The sequence below is a fragment of the Campylobacter concisus genome, assembly GCF_003048375.1.
Lineage (GTDB): Bacteria > Campylobacterota > Campylobacteria > Campylobacterales > Campylobacteraceae > Campylobacter_A > Campylobacter_A concisus_T.
Map to the genome: position 1 here is coordinate 330,596 of NZ_CP021642.1, position 13,072 is coordinate 343,667.

The 13,072-nt window shown below is 37.7% G+C and carries 12 protein-coding genes and 1 tRNA gene; 3 read left to right on the forward strand and 10 right to left on the reverse strand.

Annotated features, from left to right (window positions below; translation table 11 throughout):
- Window positions 1-254: 254 nt before the first annotated feature.
- Together CCS77_RS10410 and CCS77_RS10580 are read right to left on the reverse strand one after the other, a co-directional pair.
- Window positions 255-413, reverse strand: a complete 159-nt coding sequence (locus tag CCS77_RS10410; RefSeq protein WP_161545283.1) for a hypothetical protein — start codon at window positions 411-413, stop codon at window positions 255-257.
- A gap of 22 nt (window positions 414-435) precedes the next feature.
- Window positions 436-1,113 carry a tetratricopeptide repeat protein gene (locus tag CCS77_RS10580; RefSeq protein ID WP_236635283.1) on the reverse strand — a complete coding sequence of 226 codons (678 nt, stop codon included), beginning with the start codon at window positions 1,111-1,113 and terminating at the stop codon, window positions 436-438.
- A 225-nt stretch (window positions 1,114-1,338) separates the two neighbouring features.
- On the opposite strand from CCS77_RS10580, the gene CCS77_RS01685 reads away from it, so the two are divergent.
- Genes CCS77_RS01685 through CCS77_RS01695 form a run of 3 tightly spaced genes read left to right on the forward strand, consistent with a single transcriptional unit; the run spans window position 1,339 to window position 4,835 of the window.
- On the forward strand, window positions 1,339-2,625 hold the full coding sequence (locus CCS77_RS01685; RefSeq protein WP_107916372.1) for a hypothetical protein: 1,287 nt from the start codon (window positions 1,339-1,341) through the stop codon (window positions 2,623-2,625).
- Window positions 2,626-2,656: 31 nt separating this feature from the next.
- Complete coding sequence (locus CCS77_RS01690; protein ID WP_236635285.1) at window positions 2,657-3,280, forward strand: ClpP family protease; 624 nt, start codon at window positions 2,657-2,659, stop codon at window positions 3,278-3,280.
- A gap of 1 nt (window position 3,281) precedes the next feature.
- Complete coding sequence (locus CCS77_RS01695; protein ID WP_107916373.1) at window positions 3,282-4,835, forward strand: hypothetical protein; 1,554 nt, start codon at window positions 3,282-3,284, stop codon at window positions 4,833-4,835.
- A gap of 332 nt (window positions 4,836-5,167) precedes the next feature.
- Here CCS77_RS01695 and CCS77_RS01700 read toward each other — a convergent pair whose 3' ends face one another.
- The 8 genes from CCS77_RS01700 to tupB form a co-directional block, all read right to left on the reverse strand.
- Window positions 5,168-6,451: a tyrosine-type recombinase/integrase gene (locus CCS77_RS01700; RefSeq protein ID WP_201741722.1), complete on the reverse strand. Its 1,284-nt coding sequence runs from the start codon at window positions 6,449-6,451 to the stop codon at window positions 5,168-5,170.
- Between the two features lie 147 nt (window positions 6,452-6,598).
- Window positions 6,599-6,689 (reverse strand) — tRNA-Ser (locus CCS77_RS01705).
- 115 nt (window positions 6,690-6,804) lie between these two features.
- Complete coding sequence (gene fdh3B / locus CCS77_RS01710; protein ID WP_103594862.1) at window positions 6,805-7,446, reverse strand: formate dehydrogenase FDH3 subunit beta; 642 nt, start codon at window positions 7,444-7,446, stop codon at window positions 6,805-6,807.
- A 1-nt stretch (window position 7,447) separates the two neighbouring features.
- Window positions 7,448-10,273 (reverse strand): formate dehydrogenase subunit alpha, encoded by a 2,826-nt coding sequence (locus CCS77_RS01715; RefSeq protein ID WP_107916374.1) that lies wholly within the window; start codon window positions 10,271-10,273, stop codon window positions 7,448-7,450.
- A 30-nt stretch (window positions 10,274-10,303) separates the two neighbouring features.
- Complete coding sequence (locus tag CCS77_RS01720) at window positions 10,304-10,477, reverse strand: twin-arginine translocation signal domain-containing protein (protein ID WP_002941238.1); 174 nt, start codon at window positions 10,475-10,477, stop codon at window positions 10,304-10,306.
- Window positions 10,467-11,162 carry a TorD/DmsD family molecular chaperone gene (locus tag CCS77_RS01725; protein ID WP_107916375.1) on the reverse strand — a complete coding sequence of 232 codons (696 nt, stop codon included), beginning with the start codon at window positions 11,160-11,162 and terminating at the stop codon, window positions 10,467-10,469. Before CCS77_RS01725 ends, CCS77_RS01720 begins: the two co-directional genes overlap by 11 nt.
- 245 nt (window positions 11,163-11,407) lie before the next feature.
- Window positions 11,408-12,361: a tungstate ABC transporter ATP-binding protein TupC gene (gene tupC, locus CCS77_RS01730; protein ID WP_107916376.1), complete on the reverse strand. Its 954-nt coding sequence runs from the start codon at window positions 12,359-12,361 to the stop codon at window positions 11,408-11,410.
- Window positions 12,362-12,370: 9 nt separating this feature from the next.
- Window positions 12,371-13,063 carry a tungstate ABC transporter permease TupB gene (gene tupB, locus CCS77_RS01735; RefSeq protein WP_107916377.1) on the reverse strand — a complete coding sequence of 231 codons (693 nt, stop codon included), beginning with the start codon at window positions 13,061-13,063 and terminating at the stop codon, window positions 12,371-12,373.
- Window positions 13,064-13,072 lie beyond the last annotated feature (9 nt).

Below are 13,072 nucleotides of genomic sequence, written 5' to 3' on the forward strand. Positions count from 1 at the left end.
TATACCTTAGAATATAAAATTATTTTTAAAACTAATATTTTTTTTTAATTTTCTTTTAAGTAAATATGCAAAATTTGCATATTTCTTTGACGCTGAATTTACGGAGCTTTTTGCTGTTTTTGTCTTATTTTGAATTTGGTTTTTTAGTTTAAGTGATTAAAAATAAATTTAAAAAATATGAAAATTTATAAAAAGATGGGCGATTGCTCGCCCTTTGAATTAGTTTTATATTATTTAAAGCCTTTTATATGGTTCTAGTAATATCTTTGAGATTTTAACTGATTTAAATAGTAGCATCCCCATTCATACCCACTATCACAAACTTTTTCAAACAGTTTTGTTGCTTCTGAAACGCTTTTTATACCACATGTTCCATGTTTATATGCGATCCCTAATTTAACGCAACCTGCCATATTGCCTCCATTACAAGCATTTTCATATAGGCGCATAGCCTCTAGAGGATCTTTTTTTTATCCCTTTGCCATGTTCAAATGCATCTGCTAAAACAACACAACCACTCATTTCACCTTTTTCACAAGCTTTCTTAAAAAGATCTATCGCTTTTTTGGTATCCTTTTCTACGCCCTTGCCATACATATAAGCAAAACCAACATCAACGCAGCCTCTCATATTTCCACCATCACAAGCTTTTTGATATAGCTCATCTGCCTTTTTATAGTCTTTTTGTGCATTTTTATCACTATAATAGTTCATCCCCAAAACAATACAAGCCCCTAAATCTCCATATTGACATTTTGCTTCATTTTTTTCTAGTGGCGACATCTCGGTAAGTTTGTCTGCTTTTATTTTTATATTGATTTGTTCATTATCTGATAGGGTGACGTTTTGCTCCCCACATATTTTATGTGTTGTACTTTTTCCGTCTGGAAAGCATACTTTTATTTCATGCTTGCCATTTTCGGCTAAAATGGACGCTGGCTCTTTTAAAGATGTCACTCCTCTTTTTTCGTTATCTACATAGATAGTGCCACCATCTTTTAAGTTCATAAAAAGCAATTTTTTTGTGTAGCCATCTACTAGTATCGTAGCTTTTGCATACAAGAAATTTAATGATAAAGCGACAAAAACTACTATTTTAAAAAGATCTTTCATAACTGATTCCATGTTTGAAATTTATTTACTAAGCGAAAAATAATATAAGAATTATTCTTACTGAATACTTAAATTGTATAAGTATATGTTTTATTTTTATCTCTCTTGATAGATCACTTGATAAGATAAATTTAAATTTAGTAGCTCATCAGTTTTATGCAGATTTTTATATTAAAACAATGAAATATTGATAGAATTTGCTTATTTTGTTTACAAGGATAAAATATGTCATTTGAGGTTGAATATGATCTTTTTAATGATGGAAGTAAAAGGCAACCAAATAATAGCCTAAAAATATGTCAAACACCTATTTTAAACTCTATTGTAAATACATATGCACTTTCTCTTTTTGTTAGTAAATTTTATGATTTTAATGTAAATGATCTACCTATACTTAAAAAGTTGGTTGATAAAGAAAGAGATAAGCAGACTGAAAAATTTATGGATGAAGTTTGCAAAGTTTGTGGTAAAGACGAAGATCTAATAGTAAATGTGCCAAGACTTCGTGGCTACATCAAAAATTTTGATGAAAAAATAGACAGCAAAAGAAAGCAGATAAATACAAAGCTAAAAAAAGTATGTGAAGAGTTTTTTGCGCTTATAAAGCTAGATCAAAATTTGGTACCGAGCCAAAAACAGCATATAAATGATAAAAATAGTTACATCCTAGCTCCAAATGATGACCTAGAAAAGCATGTAAAATCTCTAAAAAGTAGATCAATAGACGATGATAAAAAATTTGCATATATGCAAGACGCTGCTTTTATAATGATGTGTTTAAACCTAGGGGAGTACTTTTGGAAGGGCGAATACAAAGACTTTTCAATTAGTCAGCCAGATGATATGACGCGTTATCTTTTAAGCTATGTTTATGACGAGGCAAAAGTTCAGAGATTTTTAAAATCCATGAATGTTTTGATCATAAAAAGAGGCTTTGTTATGGGGCTAGATATGGACAATCAAACTCTAGTTTTTAGCAATATGGGATCAGAAATTTTTGAGCTTGAAATTTTTAAAGATAAATATATAAGCTTTAGAGAAGACGATGCCTTGGTTATATTTTCACCCGCATTTTTTGGTAACTTTGATCAAATTTATGATGAAATTTGGAAGATAAAGCAAAATGTTATAAAAATAAAAACCACCCCTACTAAAAAGCGCTTAAGATCTTTAGATGATAGCTTGCTTTTAGACCCTGAGCTTATATATAAATCCTTTAAAGATGAAAATATTTTTGTGTTAAGCAAATTTAAAAAAGAGCTAGAAAATCTAAAAAATGATCTTTCTTACAAAAATTTTGAAACAAACAAAGATAGATACGCAAGGCAGTGGCTTATTGATAATATCTACGGACTATATCTTGCCACGCATGCTCCTTTTAAATACAAAAACTCTAAAGAGCTAGCTAAAATTTACTTTGAAGATCTTCTTGGTAAGAGCTTAAATTTATTCATCGATGAAAAAAGAACTCCTGCTTTAGGACATCACATAGACGACATAGAGCTTTTATAAACGACCTAGCCACCGGCTCTAGAAGCAATAGGTGGAATTTAAAGACTCATCTACTATCTTAAACTTCTCTCACAAAAACCAAAAACAAGAAGAGAAGATGGCAGAGTTTGACAAGTTAAATTTCGCCGACATTCACATGAGCTTGCTAGCTGATAGAAATATCTTTTTATATGGGCAGATTGATCAAGAAATTTGCCTGACTACACAAAAGACACTTTTGTATCTTGACAGCGTAGATCAAAGCGACATAAACATATATATAAGTGGCCCTGGAGGCTCGATATATGATGGCTTTGGACTAATCGACTTTATGAAGACCATAAAATCACCAATCAATACATTTTGCGTGGGGCTAGCTGCCTCTATGTCCGCACTTATATTTTTAAACGGAGATAAGCGCTATATGTTGCCAAACTCAAGCCTCATGCTTCATCAGCCTCTTGGTGGTGCATCAGGTCAGGCAAGCGACATCGAACTAATCGCAAATCAAATTTTAAAAATCAAATCAAAAGTCAATGAGATGATAAAGGCTAACAGCAACCTAAAAATAGCAAAGATAGAGCAGATCACCGATAGAGACTGCTATATAGACGCATCATCAGCCATTGCTTATGGCCTAGCCAATGAAATAATATCAACTAATAAAGGAGAATAATATGTCAGTTTTTTCACTAATCAACAACAAAAAAGAGCTAGCTCAAGTCGCTGCCTCAAACGCTCTTAGCATACCTATTAGCTTTACGCATGCGATGATAACAGGGCAAACGGGTTGCGGTAAGACCACTTCAGCGATCCTGCCAGCGATGGATGAGCGTATAAAAGTAGGGCATGGGATGCTTGTCTTTGACTATAAAGGAGTTGAGCATAAAAAGGTTAAATTTCTAGCCAATAAGCATGGCAGGCTAAAAGATGTCGTAATGATAAACGTGCCATGGGGGAACAAAATAAACATAATGGATGATGCAAGTGAGAGTTTATTGATGAATTTCTTTCAAAAGACATTTGGCACAAAGCGTGATCCTTTTTGGGGAAATTTAGCGGCAAATATCGCTACAAAGTCCCTTTCAACGATGAAGGCGATATGTGACCTTACGGAGCAAGGTTTTTGCACCACATATATAGAAAATAGAGCAAAAGATATAAAGCCAAGCTTTGCAAATTTATGCAAATCAACCCAGCAGCTAGGCGACTTTAAAAAATTTTATGCCTTAGTTAAGCTGGTAGATGACCATGTAAAAAGCGACACAGCATTTGCAAAAGGTATAAGCAAAAGAAGACATTTGGCTAGCTCTTTAAATGAGAAAATTTGGGCATTAGGCGAGTTTAATGAAAAATCTGAAAATTTCATACAAGCTTTTAAGGAGTATGAAGGTGTAAGAAATGATGAAGAGTCACAAAAAGCAAGACTTTTTTCAAACTACACATTTATGCTTTTTGCCTTGCAAAGCATAGCCGATGATGAGATGCTAAACTATCATGGCAATAGCATAAGCAAGCTACTAAATGAAGGAAAGATAGTTGTTGTAAATTCTCAAGGGCTAAAGGATAGTGCGGTTGAGCTTATGTTAAATTCCACCCTTTCAAATATGGCGCAACGCATAGCAAATGAAGAGAAGGTGCCAGTTAGTATCTTTATAGACGAGGCGCAGCGTGTGCTAAATCCATCAACCGACCTGCACGCTGATGTGCTAAGAGAGGCTAGGGTTGAGCTAATACTTGCCTTTCAAAACGAAGATGTGCTAAAAATTAGCCTTGGTAGCGACTCAAGATATAAAGAGCTGGTGGGAAATTTAACCAATCAATACTTCTTTAAAAACTCGGTCAGACAATACGCCAGCGGAGAGGATAAAGACTTTAGCAAGTTAAAAAAATTTGAGTATTACCACGATGGTAAAATTTATAAAGCTTCGCCTATATTTATAGATGAAAATGACCTTTTAAAGGCTGAGTTAAGCTATCAAAAAGAGCTTGGTATCAGTAGTATTTTTACTAATGTGGATCTTGGGGATAATGAAATTTTGGTATATAACGAGCAGCTATTTAAAAGGCGCTCTTTACTCATAAAGCAAGACATAGTGACAAAAAAGAAGTCTGAAGTGCCAGTGCTAAATCAAAAGCTTGATGCACTGCTTAAAAGACTAAACGTTTTAGTTCAAGAAGCAAAAGAGTCAAAAGACGAAGATGAAGATCTCTGGCGGGAGGTTTTATAAGATATAAATTTACTCATGGGAGAGTTTCTCATGAGTGTTTAGTTGCTAAAATATTGATTAAGTATATCTAGTGCTTTCTTGTCGCCTAGTTCATAATATGCTTTGTTTAGCGCGTCTTGTGCCTCTTGTTTTGCATTGGTATAATTGCCATATTTGTATAATATTTCGCCTAAATTTGTGCATCCCCTAGCATAGTTGTAGTCATAACAAGACTTTTTGAAGTAAGAGTATGCGTTTTGTATATTTTTGTCAAAGCCAACACCATCTCTATAATTTACACCAAGATAATTACAACCTTTACCACCTAATCATACTTTTCAAAATAGGTATTTTTAAATAATTAGTAAATAATAGTCATCAAGCCCCTTTAATGCCTCTTTTTTAGCCTTCAAGGACACTCCTTTTGCATATGTATCAGTTGCTATGTCTGTGCTATGACCTAAAAGAACGGAAGTAAGATCTGCTAGAGAATTTTCCAAACAATAGTCTTTAATGGCTTTTGCGAAATTGCCACGTAGTCTGTGAAAACTAACATTTGCACTTGGGATAGATTTGTGGATATGTCTATTTAGGCGCTTTCCAAAATAATCACTACTCTCTTTTCCTTTCTTGATTTGCTCTAGCCACTTCAAATCACCCAAATGCTCAATATTCTTATGCAGCGGAATTTGCCTATATTTGCTAACGCCTCCTTTTTGCTTGGCAGTCTTAACATTTATAAATTTTATACCATCTTCTTCGCCTACACTTTTGCTATCAAGTTGCCAAATTTCATTAAGCCTTAGCCCAGTATGAAGTGCAAACATCATATAGTTTTGTAGATCAAGCCTTTTAGTATCAAAAACTATTTTTAGTTCATCTAGGCTAAAGTTATCTTTTGGCGACTTCTCGTCAGCTGAAATTTTAAAAGATGTAAGCATTTTAAAAGGATTGGTCGTGAGCTTGCCCATCTTTATGGCATAGTCAAAGAGCCTTTTTGAGTAAGATGTATAGTTGTTGATGGTCTTTTTGTTGAGCTTTTTGCTTGTTAGAGTTGTTTGAAAGTTTTCAGCATCGCCGTAGCTAAACTCTTTACCTTGATGATCTTTAAAAAACTCATCCAAGAGCTTGCCAGTTTTAACATAATAGCCCTTTGTCTTATCACTAGATTTTAGCTTTAAACACTCTGTTTGCACATATCTTTTAGCTACTGCTTCAAAGGATATCGGTATGGTTTCTTTTGGACTTAAAGATGTATCCAATAATGTTTTGAACTCTTTTTCAAGCTTTTCTTCTGGCGCTACTAGATTATAAAATTTAGCTATCACCTCTTGTGAGAGCTCTTTATATTCGCTAACATCTAAAAATATGCCATTTTGTTTAATGCACCGCTCATTTTGCCTTTTAATGTTTATTAAGGCTCTTAGACTTTTAGAGTTCGCGTGTGTCGTGGTTATCTTTTTAGCAAGAGCTTCGTTGGCTGCGGCTTTTATAGAATTTGCCAGTCTTGCCGCCTCATCTATATCTTTTGTAAAGAGGCAAAATTTAACAGTTAGCTTTTTGCCATCTTTAAGAGCAGTATCAAAAAAGTAGAAATTTGGTCTATTGGGAACCTTGGTGATCAATCTAGAGCTCATAGAATGATCCAAATAGTTTCTGTAACAAAAGTGCAAATTTTCTGTAACAAAGCTGATTTGTCTGAAATTTAGGACAAAAATATCTGCTAATAAATGTAGCTAAAACACCGAAATTTAGGGAAATTAGAAAGAAAAATACTGTGTTGGTGGCGGACAGAGAGGGATTTGAACCCTCGAGCCCCGATTAAGAGCTGCACCCTTAGCAGGGGTGTGGTTTCAGCCGCTCACCCATCTGTCCAAGTATTAGAAAAGTGGATTATATTTAAACACTCCTGATAGAGTGCTTAAAGTTCAGTAAAAATACACTTTTGTTAAATTTTAATGATTTATAGGTGCAAAAAGCACCTATAAATTTACGCTTTTAGTTTTAGTCTGTCGCCAGCGTAGTAAGCGATCTTCCAAACAGTAGTTTGTTTTAGGTCTTTTTCGCCATAACCTCTTGCAGCAACTCTGTCATTGTAGATTTTTTCGATCACATCTGACTCGCCAACTAACAAAGCTTTTGTAGAGCACATCGCAGCACAAACTGGCACCTTGCCCTCAGAAATTCTATCTTGTCCATATACTTCGCGCTCTTCTTCACTATTAGTTGGTAGCGGACCGCCTGCACACATGGTACATTTATCCATTACGCCTCTTGCACCAAAAGCACCATCTTTAGGGAATTGTGGCGCACCAAATGGGCAAGCATATAAGCAGTATCCGCAGCCTATGCAGATATCTTTATCGTGAAGCACGATGCCATCAGCTCTGATGTAGAAACAATCAACCGGACAAACAAGCGAACAAGGCGCGTCTTCACAGTGCATACATGCGATTGACGTTGAAATTTCTTTACCTGGTACACCCTCATTTAGCGTTATAACGCGGCGTCTTCTAACGCCGATAGGTAGTTCATGAGCTTCATCACATGCTACTGCGCAGCCGTTGCAATCAATGCATCTATCTGTGTCGCAGTAAAATTTAAGTCTATTGTTATCGTTAAATGCGCTCATATTATGCCCTTTCTATGCGGCAAAGACCGCCTTTTGTTTCTGGAATTTGAGTGACTATGTCATATCCGTAGTTTGTTACGGTATTTGCGCTCTCGCCAACTGCAAAAGGTCTTGTTCCCTCAGGGAAATTTCCAGTCATATCAACACCTTGCATATATCCAGCCCAGTGGAATGGCAAGAAGATCATATTAGGCTTAACTGATGGCACGATCCTTGCGCGAACCTTGATCTTAGTGCCCTCAGGTGAATGAACCCAAACAAAATCCCAATTTTTAATGCCATGTTTAGCCGCTAGCTCTGGGTGGATGTCGGCAAACATCTCAGGTGTAATGCGTGATAGATACTTACTAGCACGCGTCTCCATACCAGCACCACTGAAATTTACTAGACGAGCTGTAATGAGGTTGATAGGGAATTCTTTTGAGAAGTCCTTACTTTGTTGCAAGCTCTTATACTTCGTATATACGCGGTAGTGATTTGGTTTATCCTCAAAGCTTGGATATTTTTGCGCAAGATCTTGACGCTGTGAGTGGATCGGCTCTCTGTGCTGAGGGATCTGATCAACAAATGTCCAAACTATCGCTCTAGCACGTGCATTGCCGTATGGAGCTATGCCCTTTTGCATACATTTTTCAGCGATTATGCCACTGCCATCAGTAGCCCATGTAGCGCCCATTTTTTCGCGCTCTTCATCTGTAAGTTTTATGCCAAGAACCTCTTCGATATTTTTCTTAGTTATCTCAGGATATCCGCCATTTATCGCACCTTGTTCTGGAGCAGAGCCCATTGCGGCAAGCTGATTAACGCCGTTATGCTCTAAACCAAAGCGGTTTCTAAATCCCATACCACCTTGCATTACTGGTTTGCTTATATCATATAAATTTGGACTACCAGGGTGCTTTTCCGTCCAGCAAGGCCATGGCAAGCCGTAATACTCACCAGCTACGTCAGTGCCCTCTTTACCCATAAGTGTTTTTTCATCAAATTTATCCCAGTTCTCTTGGTGACGTTTTAGGCGCTCAGGTGTCCAGCCTGTAAGTCCGATACTTTTTACGATATTTGCTATCTCGCGGGTAGCAGCTTCTGGCCACTCTATCTTGCCATCAGCGTCCCTTATAGTGCGAGTTAGCTCGTCATAGAAGCCTATGCGTTTAGCTAGTTCAAATAAAACTTCATGATCTGGCATGCTCTCATAAAGTGGCTTACATACTTGGCTTCTCCATTGACCACTTCTGTTTGTAGCTACGACTGTGCCGCTAGTTTCATATTGAGTTGCTGCTGGGAGAAGATAAACGCCATCTTTTTTATTAGTGATAACGCCAGCATCATTTACAAATGGATCCATAAGTACTAAAAGCTCAAGTCCGTCAAGACCTTCTTGAACCTTTGCTTGTTGCGCAGTAGATGTTATGCCGTTACCTATAACCACAAGAGCTTTTAGGCTATCGCCTGCGTTTTCAATAGCGTCGTTGCCATCTTTGCCATCAAGCACACCAGCCCACCAGCGAGCTAGAGTAAATCCAGGCTTCATCATCCACTCAGGTTTTACGAAATTTCCTTGTAACCACTCGTAATCCACTTTCCACATTTTGGCAAAATATTTCCATGTAGCTTCGTTTTTAGCGTAGTATCCAGGCAAGCTATCAGGTGCGTTTGCCATGTCGCTAGCGCCTTGAACGTTGTCGTGGCCTCTTAGGATGTTGCATCCGCCGCCACTTACGCCCATGTTGCCAAGAACTAGTTGCAAGATCGGAGCTATACGAGTATTTGAGCTGCCTATTGTGTGCTGAGTTAGACCCATCGCCCAAACGACTGAGCCAGGGCGGTTTTTAGCATAAATTTCTGTGATCTCTTTTAGCGTTGCAGCGCTCACTCCAGTCACATCTTCAACGACTTCTGGTGTCCATTTTGCAGCCTCTTTACGGATCTCATCGATGCCGTATGTGCGCTCATCTATAAATTTCTTATCTTCCCAGCCATTTTCAAAGATGAGATTCATCATGCCATACATAAATGGTATGTCTGTGCCTGGGCGAATTTGAGCAAAATAATCAGCCTTTGCAGCTGTTCTTGTATATCTTGGATCGACAACGATCAGCTTTGCGCCATTATTCTCTTTTGCTTTTAAAAAGTGTCTAAAGCCAACTGGGTGATTTACCGCTGGATTTGCGCCGATTATAAAGATAGACTTCGCGTTTTGGATATCTCCAAGGTGATTTGTCATAGCTCCATAACCCCACGTATTCGCCACACCGGCGACTGTTGCGCTATGTCAAATTCTTGCTTGGTGATCTAGGTTATTTGTCCCAAACATCGCAGAGAATTTACTGATGTAGTAGCTCTGCTCGTTGCTATCTTTTGCTGATCCTAGAAACATTACTTGCTCTGGATTTTTCTCGCGGTAAGCTTTTAGCTTTGCGCCGATCTCGTCAAGTGCTTGCGTCATAGAGATGCGTTGCCACTTGCCACCAACTTTTTTCATCGGATATTTTACACGGCAGTGTGAGCGCACCATATCGATAACGTCTGCACCTTTACAGCAGTGACCACCAGCACTTACTGGGTGATCTTGTGCTACTTCTTGACGTACCCATGCACCATTTTCTACCTCTGCTAATACTCCGCATCCTACAGAGCAAACTGTGCAGACAGTTTTTACTATTTTTGAGTCTGGAAATGGGTTTGCCATCTCTTGAGCTGTTGCTTCTCTTGTGACATTGCTTGCTGCAAAGCCGGCCGCGCCACAAGTACTTGCTAATGCAGCCATTTTTAAAAACGATCTACGGCCGATGTTGTTTGGCGTAGCGTTTAATCTAGCTTCAGACATTTTCATCCTTTCTTAAATTTCTATCAAATTTTATTTTGCTTGTTTGTAGTAAAGTTCCCAGTTTTTGCTTCTTTTATAAAGCACTTCGGTCTTTTTACTCTTGCCTGATTTTAAATTTTCATTAGCATTTGCTGCTACCGCACCACTTGCTGCCACAGCGCCAACTAGACCGACTTTTTTTAGAAATTCGCGTCTATTTTGCATATGTACCCTCCGTTCTTAGTTTTCTTATCCTGTTTTTTTCTCTTCTTATGCTTTCTGATCTTGAAAGACCATCGCTCTTTTTGTGGTCTATCTTGACTGGTTTTGGTGAGTTTAGTGCCACGCGCTCAAACGCGATAAATTCGTTTAGCAAAACGGCCACATCCTTGTAAATTTCACTATTTTTATGCTCATATAAATTCTCTATAAACTCATCAATGTTTGGATTTATAATATTTTTAAAAAGCTCCTCTTCGCACTCGTCAAATTTACCGATAAACTCGTTCATAAGTGTAAAGACAAAGCCCACATTATCTTCATTTTCTTTAAATTTACTCTCATCTCTTCTGATGTTTGTCTTAGCCAAAATTTTACGCACATCAGCGCAAGCATGACCCACTTCATAACCCTCATCGTAAAAAGAGAGTGAGTTTCGAAGCGGACTTGGCGGAGTGTGAAAAATGTCATCAAATTCGGTGATCAAATTCTCTGGATTTTTTTCATTAAATTTACTTTTTATATTTGCAACAGCTCGCGATATTTCATCGTTTAAGCTATATTCTTCAATGAGATCAAGCATTTTACTAAGGCCATCAAATCTCTTTTCATCTTCACTAAATACGAAGAATTTAGAGAAAGTAGCGTAGTAAAGTTTTCTGCCAGCTGCAAATTCCTCTTTTGTGCTCACCTTTTTCCTTAAATAGTTTTTTAACGACACTGAAACTATACAATTAATTGCCTTATTAATGTGGCTTAAAATAAAATAAATTAGAAAAGTTAAAAAAAGCTTAAATATGCCTTAATTGCATATTTAAAAACGCCATTTTTAGGGGATTGCACAAAATATGATTTTTTAGCAGGATTATTAAAATTTAGCTATTTTTTGATATCCATTTTTAAATTTGAGCTAAATTTAAAGAGTGGGAGTAAATTTTACTCCAAAGCTAGCATTGAGTCCTCTTCAAATTCTAAAAATACCCTCTCTCCGATCTTTGTAATTTCATCATCGTGGCTAAAAATTTTGATCAAAAAGTCGCCAACTTTGACCTTCAAAAGCTTTTCATCGCCCATATAAAGCGAGGCCGAGTGTAAAATCCCTGAAATTTGACCCTCTCCACCTTTTTTAGAAATTTTTATCTTGCTTGGGTTGATCGTTATCTTGCTTTTACCTTTAAAATTTGAAGGTAAATTTAGCCGTGCGCCACCACCAAAGCTTAGCACACCACCCTCTATCTCGAAGATATTTTTGTATTCAAACTCGCAGACCCTGCCTTTGTGCAAAAACACGCACTCGTTTGCTAGCATACTAAGCCACTTCTCGTCGTGACTTGCGATGACAAAGCCGCAGCCATATCTCTCGTGCATCAAATTTATAGCCTTGCTAAAGAGTTTTGAAGTGCCGATATCAACGCTATTTGTCGGTTCATCAAGCAGATAAAATGGCGCTCTTAAAGAAAGTGCAAGTGCAAATGCGATGCGCTGAGTTTGCCCGGAGCTTAGCTCAAAGTGGCGCTTGTCTAAAAATTTCTCATCAAGTCCCACAAAAGCGAGTGCTTCGCTAGTTCGCTCATCAAATTCGCTTAGTAAATTTCTGCTTTTTAAGATGACTTTGAAATTTTCTCTAACGCTTCTTTTTAAAAGGGCAGGCTCAGGCAGTAAAACGCAAATTTTACGTAGCATTTCAAGGCTCGGTCTATTTTCTCCCCAAAGTGAAATTTCGCCGCTATCTGGGCTTTGCAGGCGCGAGAGCACTCTTATTAGCGTGCTTTTGCCACTGCCATTACTGCCCATTAGAGCGGTTATCTTTTTGGTATTTATATCAAGGCTTGGGATATTTAGGATCTCGCTTTTGCCGTAGCTTAGGTGTAAATTTCTTATCTTTATCAAAATTTGCTCCTATTTGTCGAGTTTTTTGAGCGCAAAGATCGCTAAATTTACCAAAAATGCGATGAATATCAAAACCATGGCAAGCGCTATACCCATGGCAAATTCGCCCTTGTTCGTTTCAAGCGAAACAGCTGTGGTGATCGTTCTAGTAAAGTACTTGATGTTGCCACCTATCATCATCGCAACGCCTACTTCAGCCACGATCCTGCCGTATGCGGTGGCGATAACTACCATGAGAGCGTAGCGCAGCTCGTAAAGCACACAGCAAACTAGCTTTGCCGGCGCAAGGCGTAAATTTAGGATAGTTAGATAGTGCTTTTTCTCCATATTTTCTACCACGCTTGCAGTAAGCGAGATGATGATAGGAAGGGCGAGCACAAACTGACCTAGCATGACCGCTTTTAGCGTAAAGAGTAAATTTAAGCTGCCAAGCGGGCCGTTTCTAGTGATAAATGCATATAAAATAAGACCGATCGCAACTGTTGGCATGGCAAGAGCCGTGTCGCTTAAAAGGCGTAAAATTTTTCGGCCCCTAAAGTCATAAAAGCCAAGTATAAAACCGAGCGGGAAGCCAACAAGAACAGCAAAAAGTATCGACACGCTTGATGTGTAAAGAGTAGCCTTGATGGCTGAATATGTTTCAAGGTTGCCGTTTAAAAGTAGATTAAAGGCTTCTGTAAAGCCATTAAGTAAAAAATCCAATTATTCTTT

Excerpts from the sequence above, each read along its gene's own strand:
- CCS77_RS10410 (WP_161545283.1), bottom strand. The coding sequence starts at position 413 with ATGGCAGGTTGCGTTAAATTAGGGATCGCATATAAACATGGAACATGT.
- CCS77_RS10580 (WP_236635283.1), bottom strand. The coding sequence starts at position 1,113 with ATGAAAGATCTTTTTAAAATAGTAGTTTTTGTCGCTTTATCATTAAAT.
- CCS77_RS01685 (WP_107916372.1), top strand. The coding sequence starts at position 1,339 with ATGTCATTTGAGGTTGAATATGATCTTTTTAATGATGGAAGTAAAAGG.
- CCS77_RS01695 (WP_107916373.1), top strand. The coding sequence starts at position 3,282 with ATGTCAGTTTTTTCACTAATCAACAACAAAAAAGAGCTAGCTCAAGTC.
- CCS77_RS01700 (WP_201741722.1), bottom strand. The coding sequence starts at position 6,451 with ATGAGCTCTAGATTGATCACCAAGGTTCCCAATAGACCAAATTTCTAC.
- fdh3B (WP_103594862.1), bottom strand. The coding sequence starts at position 7,446 with ATGAGCGCATTTAACGATAACAATAGACTTAAATTTTACTGCGACACA.
- CCS77_RS01720 (WP_002941238.1), bottom strand. The coding sequence starts at position 10,477 with ATGCAAAATAGACGCGAATTTCTAAAAAAAGTCGGTCTAGTTGGCGCT.